This is a genomic window from Streptomyces sp. PR69, assembly GCF_026420845.1.
Lineage (GTDB): Bacteria > Actinomycetota > Actinomycetes > Streptomycetales > Streptomycetaceae > Streptomyces.
The window spans coordinates 49221-68185 of sequence record NZ_JAOWCB010000022.1; the positions used below are offsets into that span (position 1 = coordinate 49221).

Consider the following 18965-nt stretch of genomic DNA (forward strand, 5'->3'; position numbering starts at 1 on the left):
CGGGGGCCGGGGCCGGACGTCAGGCCGAGCGGCGGAAGCCGATGGTGGGGACCGCCCGGCGCAGCGGCCAGGGCCGGGCGGGGGCCGGGAGCAGGGCCCGCAGGAAGGCGTAGCGGCGCAGCGCGGCCGGGTCCTGGTCGGGGACGTCCTGGACATGGCTCCACCAGGCCGCGATCTCGGACCAGCCGGGTGCGGAGAGTGACCCGCCGAACTCCTGGACCGACAGCGCGGCGGTCAGCCCGGCGAAGGCGAGCCGGTCGGCGAGCGGCCAGCCCGCGAGGGTGCCGGTGACGAATCCGGCGACGAAGACGTCGCCCGCGCCGGTCGGGTCCAGGGCCTCCACCGCGATGGCGGGGACCTGGGCGCTCTCGCCGGTCGCTCCGTCCACCGCGTACGCGCCCTTGGCGCCGAGTGTGACCACGGCGACGGGGACCCGTTCGGCCAGGGCGTGCGCGGCGGCCAGGGGGCACTCGGTGCGTGTGTAGCGCATCGCCTCCTCCGCGTTGGGCAGGAACGCCTCGCAGTGTTCGAGGTCGGCGAGGTCGTCCGGGTCCCAGCGGCCGGTGTCGTCCCAGCCGACGTCGGCGAAGATCCTCGCCCCCTTGCGGGCGGCCTGGGAGATCCATTCGGCGCGCCCGGGGGCGAGCGAGGCGATCGCTGCGCGGGCGCGCGGCGGGCAGTCGGGGGCGGGCTCGGGGGGCGGCGCCTCATGGCCGTGGGAGACCATCGTGCGCTCTCCCTCGTACGCCATGGAGACGGTGACCGGGGAGTGCCAGCCGGGGACGGTGCGGGAGAGGGAGAGGTCGATGCCCTCGCCCTGCTCCAGGGCGTCCCAGCAGTATTCGCCGTAGTGGTCGTCGCCGAAGGCCGCGGCCAGGGAGGTGCGCAGGCCGAGGCGGGCGAGCGCCGTGGCCATGTTGGCGACGCCGCCGGGGCTGGAGCCCATGCCGCGCGCCCAGGATTCGGTGCCGCGCACGGGTGCGCTGTCCAGTCCGGTGAAGATGATGTCCAGGAAGACGTTGCCGGTGAGGTAGACGTCGCAGGCCGGGTCGGCGGGCGTCCGCAGGGCGGCCAGCGGGTCCAGGCAGCCGGGGCGGCCCACGGGCGTCAGATGCTCCCGGCCCCCGAGCTCCGCCCGGCCCCTGGGGTCCACCCGGTCTCCCGGCTGCTCTCCGTGGTGAGTGGTCACCGTACGCGCTCCAGAAAAGTGGTGCAGATCAGGCCAGTGTGCCCGATCGGGGGCCCTGCGGTCCTGTGATGCAGCGGATGCAGGGGCACGGACCGTCGACGGCGGGTCGCCGCGGGCCGTCGCGGGCCGTCGCGGGCCGTCAGACCCGCTTGGGCACGGGGATGCGCGTCAGATCCCTGGCGACGGTCAGCTCGCCGTCGAACCCGGCGGCGCGGGCCTGACGGGCGAACTCCTCGGGGTCGCTGTAGCGCTGCGAGAAGTGGGTGAGCACAAGATGGCGCACGCGTGCGTCGCGGGCGGCCATGGCGGCCTGTCCGGCGGTCAGATGGCCGTGCTCCGCGGCCAGTTGCCCGTCCTCGTCGAGGAACGTCGACTCGATGACGAGCATGTCGCAGCCTTCCGCGAGGGCGTGGACGCCGTCGCACAGCCGGGTGTCCATCACGAAGGCGAACCGCTGGCCCCTGCGGAACTCGCTGACGTCGTCCAGGGTGACGCCCCGCAGCTCCCCTTCACGCTGGAGCCGTCCCACATCCGGGCCCGCGATGCCGTGCTCCGCGAGCCTCTCGGGGAGCATGCGGCGGCCGTCGGGCTCGATCAGCTTGTATCCGTACGACTCGACGGGGTGGGAGAGCCTGCGCGCCTCAAGGGTGTACGGGGCGGTGGCGACGAGCACCCCGTCGGCGGCGACGGGAGCCTGGCTCAGCCGCACGGTCTCGCGGTAGGCGGTGGCGTACCGCAGCCGGTCGAAGAAGCGCTGTCCGCTCGCCGGGTAGTGGGCGGCGATCTCGTGCGGGACCCGGTCGAGGTTGATGCGCTGGATCACGCCGGCGAGGCCGAGGGAGTGGTCGCCGTGGAAGTGCGTGACGCAGATCCGGTTGATGTCGTGCGCGGCGACCCCGGCCCGCAGCATCTGGCGCTGGGTGCCCTCGCCGGGGTCGAAGAGGATGCCTTCGCCGTCCCAGCGGAGCAGATAGCCGTTGTGGTTGCGGTGGCGGGTGGGCACCTGGCTGGCGGTGCCCAGGACGACCAGTTCTCGTACGGACAATGCGGGCCGCTTATCCAGGAGGCCACTCGAGGCCGCGGCCGCCGAGGAGGTGGGCGTGCGCGTGGAACACGGTCTGGCCTGCGCCGCTGCCGGTGTTGAAGACAATCCGGTAGCCGACTCCGTCGACCTTCTCCTCCGCGGCCACCTCACCGGCCTCACGCAGCACATCGGCGGCGAGCTGCGGTGCGGCGGAGGCGAGGGACGCGGCGTCGGCGTAGTGCGCCTTGGGGATGACGAGGATGTGAGTGGGGGCCTGCGGGTTGATGTCGCGGAACGCGACGGTCGTCTCGGTGTCCTTGACGATGGTGGCGGGCACCTCCCCCGCGACGATCTTGCAGAACAGGCAGTCCGCCTGCGGCTCTCCCGCCATGGTGGGGATCCTCCTCGCGTAGGTCTTCGGCCCCTGCATCGTATCGGGGCCGATCGGCGCTCCGTGCCGCGCCGTTCCCCGGCCGCGGCCCCGGGAATGGACAGGCGTGTGGACCGCCGTGGCCGCCGGCGCCGAGCCTTCGGCGCTCCGTGCCGCATTGCTGCCGGCCGCTCGCGGCCCAAGGTGTGGCCACCTGTCCACGCCCAGGCGACACCAAGCCGCCACGAACCAACCGCCGCGCCCCTTCCAGCGCTCCGCGGCCCAGCGCATGGACACCCTTGTCCACACCGGCACCCCGCCGAGGCTTCTGCGCTCCGTGCCGCGCCGCGCCGCTTCCGGCCGCGCCGCGGCCCAGGCCATGGACCGCCGTGGCCGCCGGGGGCACAGTCTGCAAGCCCCCGGAAGGGCCCCGCAGAGCTGCGGCGCGAAGCTGCCGCTGGGCGGGGGTGCGGGGCGGCAGCCCCGTATGCGTCCCTCCCCCCCCAGGGGCGGAGGGCTACGGCAGGGGCGGGAGCTCCGGTGGGGATTTGGCCGGGTGGGCGGCGAGGGCCGCGAGGGCCATGCGGACCGCCTCGTCCAACTGGGGGTCGCGGCCCGCGACATGGTCCTGCGGGGCGGCGACGACCTCGACGTCCGGGTCAACGCCGTGGTTCTCCACGCCCCACCCGGAACCCTCCAGCCAGAAGGCGTACTTGGGCTGGGTGACCAGCGTGCCGTCCACCAGGCGGTAGCGGCTGTCGATGCCGATGACGCCGCCCCAGGTGCGTACGCCGACGACCGGCCCGATGCCAAGCGCCTTGATCGCCGCGTTGACGATGTCGCCGTCCGAGCCGGAGAACTCGTTCGCGACGGCCACGACGGGCCCGCGCGGCGCGTCCTGTGGATAGCTGAAGGGCCGCATGCCGCGCGGCGCGTCCCAGCCGACGACGCGGCGGGCGAGCTTCTCGACGACGAGCTGCGAGGTGTGGCCGCCGCGGTTCTCCCGCACGTCGACGATCAGCCCTTCCCGCGCCACCTCGATCCGCAGGTCGCGGTGGATCTGCGCCCACCCGGGGGCCTGCATGTCCGGCACGTGCAGATAGCCGAGGCGGCCGGCGGACTTCTCGTGCACATAGGCCCGCCGGTCGGCCACCCAGGCGTGGTACCGCAGCGGTTCCTCGTCGGCGAGCGGCACGACGACGGCGTGCCGCAGTTCGCCGCCGCCGGCCGGGGAGACGGTGAGCTCCACCGGCTTGCCTGCGGAGCCGACGAGCAGCGGCCCCGGCCCGGCGGTGCGGTCGACCGGGACGCCGTCCACCGCGACGATCGCATCCCCCGCGCGCACCGCGACGCCCGGCGCGGCGAGCGGCGAGCGCGCGTGCGGGTCGGACGTCTCGGAGGGCAGGACCCGGTCGACGCGCCAGAGCCCGTCCTCCCCGCGGGAGACGTCCGCGCCGAGGAGCCCCTGTCTGCCCGCTCGGTCCCCGCCCCACACACGCGGGGTGACATACGCGTGGGAGGTGCCCAGTTCGCCCTGCACCTCCCACAGGACGTCGATCAGGTCGTCGTGGGTGGCGATGCGTCCGAGCAGGGGCCGGTAGCGGTCCAGTACGCCGTCCCAGTCGACTCCGCCCAGGTCGGCGCGCCAGAAGTTGTCCCGCATCAGCCGTCCGGCCTCGTCGTACATCTGCCGCCACTCGGCGGCCGGGTCGAGCGTGCTGCGCACCCGGGTCAGATCGACGGTGATATGCGTGTCGCCGTCCTCGTCGCGTGCGGCCCTGCGGTCGCTGGGGACGACCTTGAGCTTGCCGTCGGTGTGCAGGAGCACCCGCTTGCCGTCGCCGCTGACGCTGAAGTGGGAGGCGTCGGAGGCCAGTTCCTCGACGTCCTGCCGGACGAGGTCGTACCGCTCCAGCACGGTGTTCGGCCCGGGGTCGTCGGGGGTGGCGCGCGTCGCGCCGAGGACGCCGCGCAGCGGGTGGCGGAGCCACAGCAGCCCGTCCTTGGCGGCGCGCAGCGTCGAGTAGCGGGCGGCTTCGACGGGGAACGGCACGATGCGGTCGGCGAGTCCGTCGAAGTCGACGCGGGTGGCGGGCGCGGACGTGACGCCGCCGCCGTTCTCGCCGCCGGTGCCGGTGCCAGGGTCGGCGCCGGGGCCGCCGCGGGCTCCGCCGTCGTCCGCCCCATCGGCCGGGGCGTCGGCCTGAGCCGCCTTCTCGGGGGTGTCGCCGTCGAAGGCGCGGCCGTGCCGCTGCGGCCCGAACGGCGAGGGCGTGGCCGCCGCCAGCGTGATCAGGTGCGGGCGGCAGCCGCCGACGAAGGCGAGGTCGAAGACATGTGTGTCATAGACGGGGTCGAAGGCCCGTTCCGACAGGAAGGCGAGGTGCTTGCCGTCGAGGGTGAAGGCCGGCTGGAAGTCGGCGAAGCGCAGCGGCGTCGCCTCGCAGACGCCCAGATCCGCGGTGTTGGCGAGTCGGATCTGGCGCAGCGGGGAGGGGCCGGGGTGCGACCAGGCCAGCCAGGCGGAGTCCGGCGAGAACGCCAGTCCGTTCGCCTCCCCGTGCTCGCTGCGGTCGACTTCGCGCACCTCGCCCGTCTCCCGCTCCACGAGCAGCACGCGCCCGTCGTGGGAGGCGACGGCGGCATGGCGGCCGTCGGGCGACATCGCCAGGCTCAGCACACGGCCGAGGCGGCCCGCCGCGAGCCTGCGCGGCGTCGCGCCGGGGGCGACTCCGGTCGCGGGGGCGAATTCGAGGGCGTCCTCCCCTTCGGCGTCGGTCACCCAGACGACGTGTTCGTCGCCGCCCGCGCGGAAGGTGCGCGGCAGCCTGCCCCGTACTCCGGGCCGGACGGCGAGGGCCCGCGCCGGGCCTTCGCGGTGGGTGACCCAGTGGATGGCGCCGCGGATCTCCACCGCGCTGCCCCGGCCGGTGTGGTCGGGGGAGGCCGCGCCGAGGTGGTGCTCCGCCCGGATGGGCCGGGGGCGCAGATCGATGCGCTGACCGCCGAGCCGTACGGGGATCCGGGAGGGCGCGGCGCCGAGGTTGTCGAGGCTGTCGGGGCCGTCGGGGCCGTCGGGGCTGTCGGGGCTGTCGAGGCTGTCGAGCAGCCAGAGTTCACCGGCCGCGCAGTACACGACGCGGCGGCCGTCCGTGGCGGCGTGGCGGGCGTAGTGGCCGCCGAGTGGGGTGTGGCGGCGCAGCCGCGAGCCGTCGGGCAGGGAGGAGTACACCGCTCCGACGCCTTCGTGGTCGGAGAGGAAGGCTATGCGGTCGCCGACCCAGAGGGGGTACTCGATATTGCCGTCGAGCCGCTCGTGCACGCGCGCGTACGTCACTTCGCGGCCACCGTCGGCAGCGGCGTCGGCATCGGCGTCGGCGTCGGGCGGTTCCTGCAGCCAGAGTTTGCCGGCCGTGCCGCCCCGGTACCGCTTCCAGTAGGCCGCCTCCCGGCCCATCGTGACCGACAGCAGCAACGTCCGCGGCCCGTACGCCACATCGCCGACAGGCCCGTACGGCAGCTCCTCCGCGGGCCCGCCGTCCAGCGGCACCGCCCGTGCCCGGCTGCGGCGCAGGGACGCCTGCCCATGGGTGGTGACGGCGAGGACGCGGCCGTCGGGGGTCCAGCCGCGGACGGAGGTCTTCCAACTGCCCCAGTACGTCAGCCGGGTGGAGGGGCCGCCGTCGAGCGGGGCGACATGCACCTCGGGGGCGCCGTCGCGGTAGGACGTCCAGGCGACGTGTCTGCCGTCGGGCGAGATCCTGGGATGGTTTACGGGCATGTTGTCCGCGCTCACGCGCCATGCGCGGCCGCCGTCGAGCGGTGCCGCCCAGACGTCGTCCTCCGCGGTGAAGACGGCCGACTCGCCGTGGAGATGCGGGTACCGGAGGTAGCCAGGGTGCGTCACAGGGTCACCCTAGGCATCGGAGGGCCACGCGGTCAGGCGTTTGGATCACTTGGCCGGAGACCGCCGACGAGGGTGGGCGTCGGGGCGGTGTCCGGGGTGACGGTCACGGTGACCGTGACGGCCGGGGTCGGGGGCGGCGGGGGTGTGGGCGTCGGGGTCGGGGCTGGCGTCACGGTCGTGGTGACCGTGGACGGAGGCCGCGTCGGCCGGGGGTCCGGCGGTGGCGGGGTCACCGTCGCCGTGGCCGTGGCCGTCGGCTGTGCGCCGCAGTCGCCGAGCATGGTGGCCTCGAAGACGGTCTTGCGGTCCACCTTGGCCATCAGATCGCCATGGACGCACCGCCCTTCGATCTCCCGGGTCACCTTTCCGGTGATCGTGATCCGCTGCCCGGAACCAGTCTCGCCGCGGCAGTCGACGGTCACCGGCACGGGAGGCGAAGCCGAGGGGGCGGCGCTGCCGATGATGCCTGGACGCGCCTTTCCCGTGCAGCTCAGCCAGCGCACGTCGAAGCGCAGTCGCTCCAGGGTGCTGGTCGCGGTCTTGTCGGTGGTGACGGCCGCGGCGACGGCGCTCAGCCCGCCGGAGGAGGCCGGCTCGCACCCCGTCGCGGCGATCCCGGCCACCGCCGCGGCGACGCCGATCGCGACGCGTCGTCCTGTCGAGGACCCCATGCACGGCAGGGTGCCAGGTGCCGGAGTGCGGGGAAAGCAGCCTTCGCGCCGTGTCCGGAGTGGCGCGGGGGCGCGGGGGCGCGAGCCAGGCAGCCGGCGGGCGCGGGTCAGGACCAGCGGCCCGTACGGCCGAGCAGCAGCGCCGTGGCGGCCGTTCCCGCCGTCGAGGTGCGCAGGACGGTGCGGCCCAGGCGGTACGGCTTCGCCCCCGCTTCCGCGAAGAGGGCCAACTCCTCGGGGGAAACGCCTCCTTCGGGTCCGACGACCAGCACGATCGAGCCCTCGGCGGGCAGTTCGGCGGCGGCCAGGGGCTGTGCGCCCTCCTCGTGGAGGACGGCCGCGAAGTCCGCGGCGGCGAGCAGCGCCGCGACCTGCTTGCTGCTCGCGGCGTCCGCGACCTCGGGGAAGCGGAGCCTGCGCGACTGCTTGCCCGCCTCACGCGCGGTGGTGCGCCACTTGGCCAGGGACTTGGCGCCGCGGTCGCCCTTCCACTGGGTGATGCAGCGGGCCGCCGACCAGGGCACGATCGCGTCCACGCCTGTCTCCGTCATGGTCTCGACGGCGAGTTCGCCGCGGTCGCCTTTGGGGAGGGCCTGGACGACGGTGATACGGGGCGCGGGCTCGGGCTCCTCGGGGAACTCGACGGGCTCCACGATCAGCCGGTCCTTGCCCTCGGTCCGCAGGACCCTCCCGGCCGCGCCATGGCCCCTGCCGTCCGTGAGCACGACATCCTCGCCCGGCTGGAGCCGCTTGACGGACACGGCGTGGCGTCCCTCGGGTCCGTCGAGGGTCAGAACCGAGCCCGGTCCCACCCCGGCGAGGGATTCGACGACGAAGACGGGCGCGGTCATCGCGTCACGCTCCCAGCACTCCCAGCGCTCCCGGCGCTCACGCTGTCTGCGGCGCCGGGCTCAAGGCCGGCCCTGGCCGCCTCCGCCTCGGCGGCCAGCACGGCGACAAGCTCTCCCGCGGGCAGGGCACGGGCCAGCCGGTGCCCCTGTCCGGCCCACAGGGCCATGCCCTGAGGGTCGCCCGCCTTGGCGGCGGCCTTGCGCAGGCCACTGGTCAGATGGTGGATCTGCGGATAGGCGGCGGGGGCGTACGGGCCGTGCTCCCGCATAAAGCGGTTCACCAGGCCCCGGGCCGGCCGTCCGGAGAACGCCCGGGTCAGCTCGGTGCGGACGAACAGCGGATCGGTCATGGCCTGCTTGTGCAGCGCGTGCGCCCCGGACTCAGGGCAGACGAGAAACGCGGTGCCCAGCTGCGCGGCGCTCGCGCCCGCGGCGAGGGCCGCGGCGATCTGGCCGCCGCGCATCAGCCCGCCGGCGGCGACGATCGGCAGCCGTACGGTCTCGCGGACCAGCGCGATCAGCGAGAGGAGCCCGAGGCCCGATCCGTCGGCGTCCGGGTCGTCCCGGTGCGTGCCCTGGTGCCCGCCCGCCTCGATGCCCTGCACGCACACGGCGGCCGCCCCCGCCTCCTCGGCGGCCAGCGCCTCCTCCGGGGTGGTCACGGTGACGACGGTGAGCGTGCCGACCTTCGCGAACGCCTCAAACACCGTGGGAGTGGGGCAGCCGAAGGTGAACGACACCACGGCGACCGGATCGTCGAGGAGAACGGCCAGCTTGGCCTCGTACCCGTCGTCCGTGCCGCTGTCGGGGTCGCCCAGCTCTGTCTCGTACCAGGCGGACTCCCCGGCGAGCTGCTGCCGGTAGACGTCCACGGCGGCGGTGTCGGCGGTCGCGGGCTGCGGCATGAAGAGATTCACCCCGAAGGGGTGGCCGGTGAGCGCGCGGAGCTGTTTCACCTCTTGGTACATGCCGTCCGCCGTCTTGTACCCGGCCGCGAGGAACCCCAGCCCGCCTGCCTCGGCCACGGCGGCGGCGAGCCGGGGACACGATGCGCCGCCGGCCATGGGGGCCTGCACGATCGGGAGCCGGCAGAGGGTGGTCAGTGCGGTGGACGACATGCCCAGCATCGTGCCACGTCCCGCTCTGTGCTGGGGCTCCGCCCCAGACCCCGTCTTCCGGGGGCTTAAGCCCCCGGACCCCCGCGCCTCAAACTCCCCCAGCTACCTCCCCCAGACTCCGTCCGGGGGTACCCCCACGGAGGTGCCCCCAGGGGTGCCCCCAGGCGAGGCTGATTTTGTCCTCAAGCGCCGGACCGGCTGGAAAATCCAGCCGGTTGGGGGAGCTTGAGGACACAGCCAAAGGCTAACGCCCGTTGAACGCGTCCTTCAGGCGGGAGAACAGCCCCTGCTGCCCCGGCTGGAACTGCCCCATCGGCCGCTCCTCGCCCCGCAGCTTCGCCAGCTCCCGCAGCAGCCGCTCCTGCTCCGGGTCCAGCTTGGACGGGGTCTGCACCTCCACATGCACGATGAGATCGCCACGGCCGCCGCCGCGCAGGTGGGTGACGCCGCGGCCGTGCAGCGGGATGGACTGGCCGGACTGGGTGCCGGGGCGGATGTCGACCTCCTCCATCCCGTCCAGCGTCTCCAGCGGGCACTTCGTGCCCAGCGCCGCCGCCGTCATCGGGATGGTCACCGTGCAGTGCAGATCGTCGCCGCGCCGCTGGAAGACGGGGTGCGACAGCTCATGGATCTCTACGTAGAGATCACCCGCGGGCCCGCCGCCGGGGCCGACCTCGCCCTCGCCCGCGAGCTGGATGCGCGTGCCGTTGTCGACCCCGGCCGGGATCTTGACGGTGAGCGTCCGCCGGGAGCGCACCCGCCCGTCGCCCGCGCACTCCGGGCACGGCGTCGGCACGACGGTGCCGAAGCCCTGGCACTGGGGGCACGGCCGCGAGGTCATGACCTGGCCCAGGAAGGACCGGGTGACCTGCGAGACCTCGCCACGGCCGCGGCACATGTCGCACGTCTGCGCGGATGTGCCGGGGGCCGCGCCCTCGCCGCTGCACGTCGTGCAGACGACGGCGGTGTCGACCTGGATGTCCTTGGTGGTGCCGAAGGCGGCCTCGGTGAGCTCGACCTCCAGGCGGATCATCGCGTCCTGGCCGCGCCGGGTCCGCGAGCGCGGTCCGCGCTGCGACGCCGTGCCGAAGAACGCGTCCATGATGTCCGAGAAGTTCCCGAACCCGCCCGCGCCGAAGCCGGCGCCCGCGCCACCGCCGCCGCCCGCCTGGGACAGCGGATCGCCGCCGAGGTCGTAGACCTGCTTCTTCTGCGGGTCCGACAGCACCTCGTACGCCGCATTGATCTCCTTGAAGCGCTCCTGCGTCTTCGGGTCCGGATTCACATCCGGGTGGAGTTCGCGCGCGAGGCGGCGAAAGGCCTTCTTGATCTCGTCCTGCGATGCATCGCGACGCACGCCGAGTACGGCGTAGTAGTCCGTGGCCACTTACGACTCCGCCAGGATCTGTCCGACGTAACGTGCCACTGCGCGTACCGCTCCCATCGTTCCGGGGTAGTCCATGCGGGTCGGTCCGACCACGCCGAGTTTGGCGACTGCCTCGTCGCCCGAACCGTAGCCGACCGCGACGACGGACGTGGAACTGAGCCCCTCGTGCTCATTCTCATGTCCGATCCGCACGGTCACACCGGAGTCCTTGGCCTCGCCGAACAGCTTGAGGAGCACGACCTGCTCCTCAAGCGCCTCCAGCACCGGCCGGATGGTCAGCGGGAAATCATGCGCGAAGCGGGTCAGATTGGCGGTGCCGCCGATCATCAGCCGCTCCTCGGTCTCCTCGACCAGGGTCTCCAGCAGGGTCGCGAGCACCGTGGAGACGGTGGCCCGGTCTTCCGCTTCGAACGACTCGGGAAGGTCCTGCACCAGCTGCGGCACATCCGTGAAGCGCCGGCCGACGACACGGGCGTTGAGCCGGGCCCGCAGATCCGCGAGCGAGGTCTCGCCGAACGGCGCGGGGCAGTCGACCATGCGCTGTTCGACCCGCCCGGTGTCCGTGATCAGCACGAGCATCAGCCGGGCGGGGGCGAGAGAGAGCAGTTCCACATGCCGGACCGTGGAGCGGGTCAGCGAGGGGTACTGGACGACGGCGACCTGCCGGGTCAGCTGCGCCAGCAGCCGCACCGTGCGCCCGACGATGTCGTCGAGGTCGACGGCCCCGTCCAGGAAATTCTGAATCGCCCGGCGCTCCGGGGAGGACAGCGGCTTCACACCCGCCAGCCTGTCCACGAACAGCCGGTAGCCCTTGTCGGTCGGGATCCGCCCGGCGCTGGTGTGCGGCTGGGCGATGAAGCCCTCCTCCTCCAGCACCGCCATGTCATTGCGGACGGTCGCGGGCGAGACGCCGAGCCGGTGACGCTCGGTGAGCGCCTTGGAGCCGACGGGCTCCTCCGTGCCGACATAGTCCTGGACGATCGCGCGCAGCACTTCGAGTCTGCGTTCGCTGAGCACTGCGCACACCTCCAGCTGTGGTCTCTCTCGGTCCTGCTTGGCGCCTGCTCGGCGCCTTCTGGCTTCTTGCCTGGCACTCACTGCGTCCGAGTGCCAGCCTTCCCCCGAGCCAGTGTACGGCCGTGGGGTACGCCCTGAGCAAGGGCGGCCGACCACGCTACCGCGAGCCGTCCCAGGTCGTTGCCAGTAGCGTCGCCGTATGGACGTCAGTTGGGAAGACTTCGGCTGGGAGCGGCTGGCCGACGGGGTGGGCCGACGACGGCTTCCGGTGTGGGACGCGACCGTGGGTCTGGTGGCCGGCAGGGACGCCGTTCTGCTGTTCGACACGGGGTCCACGCTGCGTGAGGGGGCCGCGATCCGGGCCCAGACCGAGGCCCTGACGGGCGGGCGCCGCGTGACGCATATCGCACTGAGCCATCCGCACTTCGACCATGTGCTGGGCACGGCGGCCTTCTCCGGCGCCCAGGTGTACGGGGCGGTCGGCGTCGACGCCCTGATGCGGCGGGAGCGGGACGCGATCCGCGCGGACGCGGTACGGGAGGGGCTGGACGCGGCCGAGGCGGGCGAGTCCGTCGATCTGATGGTCATCCCCCAGCACGGGGTGTTCGGCGAGCAGACGCTGGACCTCGGCGGCCGCCAGGTGCTGCTGGCCAATGTGGGGCCCGGCCACACCGGCCACGATCTGGCGCTGCTGGCGCCGGGCAGCCCCGAGGTGGTGTTCTGCGGCGATCTGGTCGAGGAGTCGGGCGAGCCCCAGGCGGGCCCGGACGCCATCGCCTCGCGCTGGCCCGCCGCCCTGGACCGGCTGCTGGCGCTGGGCGGGGACGACGCGGTGTATGTGCCGGGGCACGGGGCGGTGGTCGACGCCGCGTTCGTACGGCGTCAGCGCGATGAGCTGGCGAGACGCTTCGGGGTGTCGTAACGTCGGCCAAATGCGCAGCTACAGCCCGGACCTGACACCCCCTTGGCTGCATCTCCCGGGGGACAACCCCCGGACCCCCGGCAGAATGGCCCCCCATGCGACCGCGACACTACAGCGCTGACCTGACAGCCCCCTGGAAGAAATCCGCCGCCGTGCCCGAGGTGGCCGCGGAGGCGGATCTGGTGGTGGAGGAGGTCTCGACGGGCTTCTGCGGCGCGGTGATCCGCTGTGAGGCGGGGACGGTGACCCTGGAGGACCGCTTCGGCAAGCACCGGGTCTTTCCGCTCGCCCCGCGTGGCTTCCTGCTGGAGGGCGAGGTCGTCACCCTGGTCCGCCCCTCCTCCCAGGCCCCGTCGCGCCCCGCCCGTACCGCCTCCGGCTCCCTCGCGGTGCCGGGCGCACGGGCCCGTGTCGCCCGCGCGGGGCGCATCTATGTGGAGGGCCGCCATGACGCGGAGCTGGTCGAGAAGGTGTGGGGCGACGATCTGCGCATCGAGGGCGTCGTCGTGGAGTACCTGGAGGGCGTCGACGACCTTGCCGCGATCGTCGCCGACTTCGCGCCGGGGCCGGACGCCCGGCTGGGCGTCCTGGTCGACCATCTGGTGCCGGGTTCGAAGGAGTCCCGGATCGCGGCCCGGGTCACGGGCGATGACGTCCTCGTGGTGGGCCACCCTTACGTCGACGTCTGGCAGGCGGTGAAGCCCGCCGCCCTGGGCATTGCCGCCTGGCCTGCGGTCCCGCCCGGCGAGGACTGGAAGACCGGCGTCTGCCGGGCGCTCGGCTGGCCTCCCAACACCGGGGCGGCCTGGCAGCGCGTTCTGGGCTCCGTCCGCTCCTACAAGGACCTGGAGCCGGCGCTGCTGGGCGCTGTGGAGCGGCTCATCGACTTCGTGACGGAATAAGGCCCCGTATAGGGCCCGGTACAGGGCCCCGTTGCGGGAGATCGTTCCGCAGGCTGGGCCCCCGGGCGAAGCTCTGGGGGAGGGTTGGCACAACGCCCCGTGACCGGGTACGCGCACGGGGTGCGCCCGCCCCGATCACCTGGGCCCTGGGGGCTCTGGTGCCCTCAGTCCACCAGGTCCCGCACCACCGCGTCCGCGAGCAGCCGCCCCCGCAGCGTCAGCGCCGCCCGCCCCGCCTCGTACGGCCCGGGTTCGAGGAGCCCGTCCGCCAGCGCCTTGCGGGAGGCGGCCAGCCCGGCGTCCCGCAGCAGCTCCAGCGGCACTCCCTCCCGCAGCCTCAGCTCCAGCAGCACCCGCTCCACCCGGCGGTCCTCCGCCGACAGGAGTTCGCGGCCCGCGCCCGGGGAGCGTCCCTGCGCCAGGGCGGCCGCGTACGCACCCGGGTGCTTCACATTCCACCACCGCACGCCGCCGACATGGCTGTGCGCGCCAGGGCCCGCGCCCCACCAGTCCGCGCCGCGCCAGTAGAGCTCGTTGTGCAGGCAGCGGCCCGCCTCGGAGGCGGTCCAGTTCGATACCTCGTACCACTCGAAACCGGCCGCGGAGAGGGTCTCCTCGGCGATCAGATACCGGTCCGCGTGCACGTCGTCGTCGGTCATCGGGACCTCGCCGCGCCGGATGCGCCGGGCGAGCTGGGTGCCCTCCTCGACGATCAGGGCGTATGCCGACACATGGTCCGGGCCCGCGCCGACGGCGGCGTCGAGCGAGGCCCGCCAGTCGTCGTCGCTCTCCCCCGGCGTACCGTAGATCAGGTCGAGGTTCACATGGTCGAAGCCGGCGGCCCGGGCCTCGGCCACGCATGCCTCCGGGCGCCCCGGGGTGTGCGTGCGGTCGAGGACCTTCAGCACATGCTGCCGGGCGCTCTGCATGCCGAAGGAGATCCGGTTGAAGCCGCCTTCCCGCAGCGCGGCCAGATAGGCGGGGTCCACGGACTCCGGGTTGGCCTCCGTGGTGATCTCCGCGTCGTCGGCGAGCCCGAACTCGTCCCGTACCGCTGTGAGCATCGCCACCAGATCGCCTGCGGCCAGCAGCGTCGGGGTGCCGCCGCCGACGAAGACGGTCCGCACCGGCCGGGGGTCGTCGCCGAGGACCTTGCGGGCGAGGCGGATCTCGTCGGCGAGCGTGGCGGCGTAGTTGTCGCGGGAGGCGAGCACGCCGCCGCTGCCGCGAAGCTCGGTGGCGGTGTAGGTGTTGAAGTCGCAGTAGCCGCAGCGGGTGGCGCAGTACGGCACATGCAGATAGAAGGCGAGCGGACGGTCCGCGGACGCGTCGAGCGCGGACGCGGGCAGGGCGCCGTCCTGAGGCACGGGCTCGCCGTCGGGCAGTACGGAAGGCATGCCCTCCATTGTCCGTCACCGGCGGCGAACCCCTGCCGGGCGCCGTGTGCTGTACGCGTATGCCGTGCGCTCACGCCTCGCGGGCGCCGTCGTACATCTCCTCGATGAGGTCCTTGTACTCGCGCTCGACGACCGGGCGCTTGAGCTTGAGGCTGGGCGTCAGCTCGCCGTGCTCGATGTCGAGGTCGCGCGGCAGCAGCCGGAACTTCTTGATCGTCTGCCAGCGCTGGAGGCCTTCGTTGAGGCGCTGCACATAGCCGTCGATGAGCTGCTCGACCTCCTTGGAGGCCACCACCTCGGCGTATGGCTTGCCGCCGAGGCCGTGCTCCTCGGCCCAGCCAAGGATGGTCGGCTCATCGAGGGCGATCAGGGCGGTGCAGTAGTTCCGGTCCGCGCCGTGCACCAGGATGTTGGAGACGAACGGGCAGACCGCCTTGAACTGGCCCTCGATCTCGGCGGGCGCCACGTACTTGCCGCCGGACGTCTTGATCAGGTCCTTCTTGCGGTCGGTGATCCGCAGATAGCCGTCGGCGGACAGCTCTCCGATGTCGCCGGTGTGCAGCCAGCCGTCGGGCTCCAGGACCTCGGCGGTCTTGTCGGGCAGCCCGTGGTAGCCCTCCATGATTCCGGGGCCGCGGAGCAGGATCTCGCCGTCGTCCGCGATGCGCACCTCGCAGCCGGGCAGCGGCTTGCCGACGGTGCCGGTGCGGTACGCCTCGCCGGGGTTGACGAAGCTGGCGGCGCTGGACTCGGTCAGGCCGTAGCCCTCGAGGATGTGGATGCCCGCGCCGGCGAAGAAGTAGCCGATGTCGGGTGAGAGGGCGGCGGAGCCGGAGACGGCGGCGCGCAGCCGGCCGCCGAAGGCCGCGCGGAGCTTGCTGTAGACGAGCGCGTCGGCGATCTTGTGCTTGACGGTCAGCCCGAAGGGGGCGGATGCCTTGCCGGTGCGGCGGTAGCTGTCCTGCGCGGCCTTGGCGTACTCGCGGGCGACGCCGGCCGCCCACTGGAAGATCTTGTACTTGGCCCCGCCGCCCGCGCGCGCCTTGGCGGCGACGCCGTTGTAGACCTTTTCGAAGATCCGCGGGACGGAGGCCATATAGGTGGGCTGTACGACCGGCAGATTCTCAATGATCTTCTCGACCCGGCCGTCGACGGCCGTGACATGGCCGACCTCGATCTGGCCGGAGGTGAGCACCTTGCCGAAGACATGGGCGAGCGGCAGCCACAGGTACTGCACATCGTCCTTGTTGATCAGACCGGTGCCGGCGATGGCCTTGGCCATATACGACCAGTTGTCATGCGGCAGCCGGACTCCCTTCGGGCGGCCCGTGGTGCCCGAGGTATAGATCAGCGTCGCAAGCTGATCGGCCGTGATCGCCTTGATGCGATCCCTGACCGCGTCGGGGTGCTTCTCCAGGTGCTGTGCGCCGCGCGCCTCCAGCTCGGCGAGCGAGAGCAGCCAGCCTTCGGGGTCCGCCGGGTCGGCCTCCACCCCCTCGGTGTCGATGACCACGACATGGCTGAGGCCCGGCAGCTCGGCTCGCTTCTCGCGCGCCTTGGCGAGCTGTACGGCGTCCTCGGCGATCAGCACCCGGCTCTCGGAGTCGGCCAGGATGTAGGCGGACTCCTCGGCGTTGGTGGACGGATAGACGGTCGTGGTCGCACCGCCCGCGCACATCACGCCGAGGTCCGCGAGGATCCACTCGACGCGGGTGGAGGAGGCGAGGGCCACCCGCTCCTCGGGGCGCAGCCCCAGGTCGATCAGCCCGGCGGCGATGGCGTCGACGCGGTCGGCGGCCTGCCGCCAGCTCAGCGACTTCCAGTCGTCCGGGCCCTGACCGGAAGCGGGGGGCACCGGATAGCGATAGGCCTCGCCGTCGGGCGTGGCCGCGACGCGCTCGGTGAAGAGCATCGCCACGGAGGGCGGTCGGTTCTCGATCAGAGTCTGGTTTTCGCTCACGACGTCGTCCTCCGAGCCTGGCCTTCCTGGCCTTTTTAACTGGCGAGTAACCATCGAGCCGTGATCAGAGTAGAGCGGACGCGTCCGCCGCGTAAGACTCTGCACGCTGCCGCTTCATAACGAACACGGCGCGAACACGGCGCGAGAAAGCATCCGCCCCGGCCGTGCACCGGGGCGGATCCTCTCACGTCACTTCTTTTCGGCGCTTCGAGCCGTTTCCCGCAGCTTCCCGCCCCACTTGTCGCTTCCTGCCCTGCTTCTTGTCCTGCGTCTTGTCCTGCGTCTGCCCTACTTCTTGCCCTTGGCGCCTTCGTCGCTGGAGAGGACGGCGATGAAAGCCTCCTGCGGGACCTCCACGCTGCCGACCATCTTCATCCGCTTCTTGCCTTCCTTCTGCTTCTCCAGCAGCTTCCGCTTACGGGAGATGTCACCGCCGTAGCACTTGGCGAGGACGTCCTTGCGGATGGCGCGGATGGTCTCGCGGGCGATCACGCGCGAGCCGATGGCCGCCTGGACCGGCACCTCGAAGGCCTGCCGGGGGATCAGTTCCTTGAGCTTGGCGACCAGCCGTACGCCGTATGCGTACGCCTGATCCTTGTGGGTGATCGCGGAGAACGCGTCGACCTTGTCGCCGTGCAGCAGGATGTCCACCTTGACCAGGCTGGAGCTCTGCTCGCCGGTCGGCTCGTAGTCGAGGGAGGCATAACCGCGCGTCTTGGACTTCAGCTGGTCGAAGAAGTCGAAGACGATCTCGGCGAGCGGAAGGGTGTAGCGGATCTCCACCCGGTCCTCGGAGAGGTAGTCCATGCCGAGCAGAGTGCCGCGGCGGGCCTGGCAGAGCTCCATGATCGAGCCGATGAACTCGCTGGGAGCGAGGATCGTGGCCCGCACGACCGGCTCATGGACCTCGGCGATCTTCCCCTCGGGGAACTCACTCGGGTTGGTGACCGTGTACTCCGTCCCGTCCTCCATCACCACGCGGTAGACCACGTTGGGCGCGGTGGCGATCAGGTCGAGGCCGAACTCGCGCTCCAGGCGCTCGCGGATGACGTCCAGGTGCAGCAGGCCCAGGAAGCCCACGCGGAAGCCGAAGCCGAGGGCCGCGGAGGTCTCCGGCTCGTAGACCAGCGCGGCGTCGTTGAGCTGCAGCTTGTCGAGGGCTTCCCGCAGCTCCGGGTAGTCGGAGCCGTCCAGCGGATACAGGCCGGAGAACACCATCGGCTTGGGGTCCTTGTAGCCGCCCAGCGGCTCCTCGGCGCCCTTGGTCTGCTGGGTGATGGTGTCGCCGACCTTGGACTGGCGGACGTCCTTCACACCGGTGATCAGATAGCCCACCTCGCCGACCCCGAGACCGTCGGCCGGGAGCATCTCGGGCGAGTTGGTCCCGATCTCCAGCAGCTCGTGGGTGGCGTTCGTGGACATCATCCTGATGCGCTCGCGCTTGCTGAGCTGTCCGTCGACCACACGGACATAGGTGACGACGCCCCGGTAGGAGTCATAGACCGAGTCGAAGATCATCGCGCGGGCCGGGGCGTCCTTCACGCCGACCGGGGCGGGGACCTCGCGGACGACGCGGTCGAGCAGCGCCTCGACGCCGAGGCCCGTCTTGGCCGACACCTTCAGCACGTCCTCGGGCTCGCAGCCCACCAGGTTGGCCAGCTCTTCCGAGAACTTCTCGGGCTGGGCGGCCGGCAGGTCGATCTTGTTGAGGACCGGCACGATCGTGAGGTCGTTCTCCATCGCCAGATAGAGGTTGGCGAGGGTCTGTGCCTCGATGCCCTGAGCGGCGTCGACGAGCAGGATCGTGCCCTCGCAGGCGGCGAGGGAGCGCGACACCTCATAGGTGAAGTCGACGTGCCCCGGGGTGTCGATCATGTTGAGGATATGGGGCTTTCCCTGGTCGGGGCCCTCGGTGGGGGCCCAGGGCAGCCGCACGGCCTGGGACTTGATCGTGATGCCGCGCTCGCGCTCGATGTCCATGCGGTCGAGGTACTGGGCGCGCATCTGCCGCTGCTCGACCACTCCGGTCAGCTGGAGCATCCGGTCGGCAAGCGTCGACTTGCCGTGGTCGATGTGCGCGATGATGCAGAAGTTGCGGATCAGCGCCGGGTCGGTACGGCTCGGCTCGGGCACATTGCTGGGGGTCGCGGGCACGCAGGGTCCTGATTCTCGAGACGCCGGGCGCGTCTGGCTCGGTCGATGGCTGAGGCTTACGTCTTCAGTCGATACGTAGGCTCTATGGTCCCACGC

General features: G+C 72.2%; 14 protein-coding genes. 2 read left to right on the forward strand and 12 right to left on the reverse strand.

What is annotated here, in order from left to right; translation table 11 throughout:
• Positions 1 to 19: 19 nt before the first annotated feature.
• The 9 genes from OF819_RS20525 to hrcA form a co-directional block, all read right to left on the reverse strand.
• Positions 20 to 1111: a carbohydrate kinase family protein gene (locus tag OF819_RS20525; protein WP_267245103.1), complete on the reverse strand. Its 1092-nt coding sequence runs from the start codon at positions 1109 to 1111 to the stop codon at positions 20 to 22.
• A gap of 217 nt (positions 1112 to 1328) precedes the next feature.
• On the reverse strand, positions 1329 to 2234 hold the full coding sequence (locus OF819_RS20530; RefSeq protein ID WP_267245066.1) for a ribonuclease Z: 906 nt from the start codon (positions 2232 to 2234) through the stop codon (positions 1329 to 1331).
• 10 nt (positions 2235 to 2244) lie between these two features.
• Positions 2245 to 2604 (reverse strand): histidine triad nucleotide-binding protein, encoded by a 360-nt coding sequence (locus OF819_RS20535; protein ID WP_267245067.1) that lies wholly within the window; start codon positions 2602 to 2604, stop codon positions 2245 to 2247.
• 496 nt (positions 2605 to 3100) lie between these two features.
• A complete protein-coding gene (locus OF819_RS20540; protein WP_267245068.1) occupies positions 3101 to 6490 on the reverse strand; it encodes a S41 family peptidase in 3390 nt (1129 codons plus the stop codon).
• Positions 6491 to 6522: 32 nt separating this feature from the next.
• Entirely contained in the window at positions 6523 to 7161 is a 639-nt protein-coding gene (locus OF819_RS20545) for a hypothetical protein (RefSeq protein WP_267245069.1), read from the reverse strand.
• A gap of 107 nt (positions 7162 to 7268) precedes the next feature.
• On the reverse strand, positions 7269 to 8012 hold the full coding sequence (locus OF819_RS20550; protein WP_267245070.1) for a 16S rRNA (uracil(1498)-N(3))-methyltransferase: 744 nt from the start codon (positions 8010 to 8012) through the stop codon (positions 7269 to 7271).
• Positions 8009 to 9130: a nitronate monooxygenase gene (locus OF819_RS20555; protein WP_267245071.1), complete on the reverse strand. Its 1122-nt coding sequence runs from the start codon at positions 9128 to 9130 to the stop codon at positions 8009 to 8011. Before OF819_RS20555 ends, OF819_RS20550 begins: the two co-directional genes overlap by 4 nt.
• A gap of 244 nt (positions 9131 to 9374) precedes the next feature.
• Complete coding sequence (gene dnaJ, locus OF819_RS20560) at positions 9375 to 10517, reverse strand: molecular chaperone DnaJ (protein ID WP_267245072.1); 1143 nt, start codon at positions 10515 to 10517, stop codon at positions 9375 to 9377.
• Positions 10518 to 11534: a heat-inducible transcriptional repressor HrcA gene (hrcA, locus tag OF819_RS20565; RefSeq protein WP_267245073.1), complete on the reverse strand. Its 1017-nt coding sequence runs from the start codon at positions 11532 to 11534 to the stop codon at positions 10518 to 10520.
• Positions 11535 to 11733: 199 nt separating this feature from the next.
• Here hrcA and OF819_RS20570 point away from each other — a divergent pair, with 199 nt between their 5' ends.
• Positions 11734 to 12456: an MBL fold metallo-hydrolase gene (locus OF819_RS20570; protein WP_267245074.1), complete on the forward strand. Its 723-nt coding sequence runs from the start codon at positions 11734 to 11736 to the stop codon at positions 12454 to 12456.
• Positions 12457 to 12551: 95 nt separating this feature from the next.
• Positions 12552 to 13358, forward strand: a complete 807-nt coding sequence (locus OF819_RS20575) for a DUF3097 domain-containing protein (protein ID WP_267245075.1) — start codon at positions 12552 to 12554, stop codon at positions 13356 to 13358.
• Positions 13359 to 13522: 164 nt separating this feature from the next.
• Here the strand turns inward: OF819_RS20575 and hemW are convergent, their stop codons facing one another.
• From hemW to lepA, 3 genes are all read right to left on the reverse strand, one after another.
• Positions 13523 to 14755 (reverse strand): radical SAM family heme chaperone HemW, encoded by a 1233-nt coding sequence (gene hemW, locus OF819_RS20580; protein WP_267245076.1) that lies wholly within the window; start codon positions 14753 to 14755, stop codon positions 13523 to 13525.
• Positions 14756 to 14825: 70 nt separating this feature from the next.
• The gene (locus OF819_RS20585; protein WP_267245077.1) at positions 14826 to 16715 is read right to left on the reverse strand and encodes an AMP-dependent synthetase/ligase; all 1890 of its coding nucleotides are present in this window, start codon (positions 16713 to 16715) and stop codon (positions 14826 to 14828) included.
• A gap of 288 nt (positions 16716 to 17003) precedes the next feature.
• Positions 17004 to 18869, reverse strand: a complete 1866-nt coding sequence (lepA, locus tag OF819_RS20590; protein WP_267245078.1) for a translation elongation factor 4 — start codon at positions 18867 to 18869, stop codon at positions 17004 to 17006.
• Positions 18870 to 18965 lie beyond the last annotated feature (96 nt).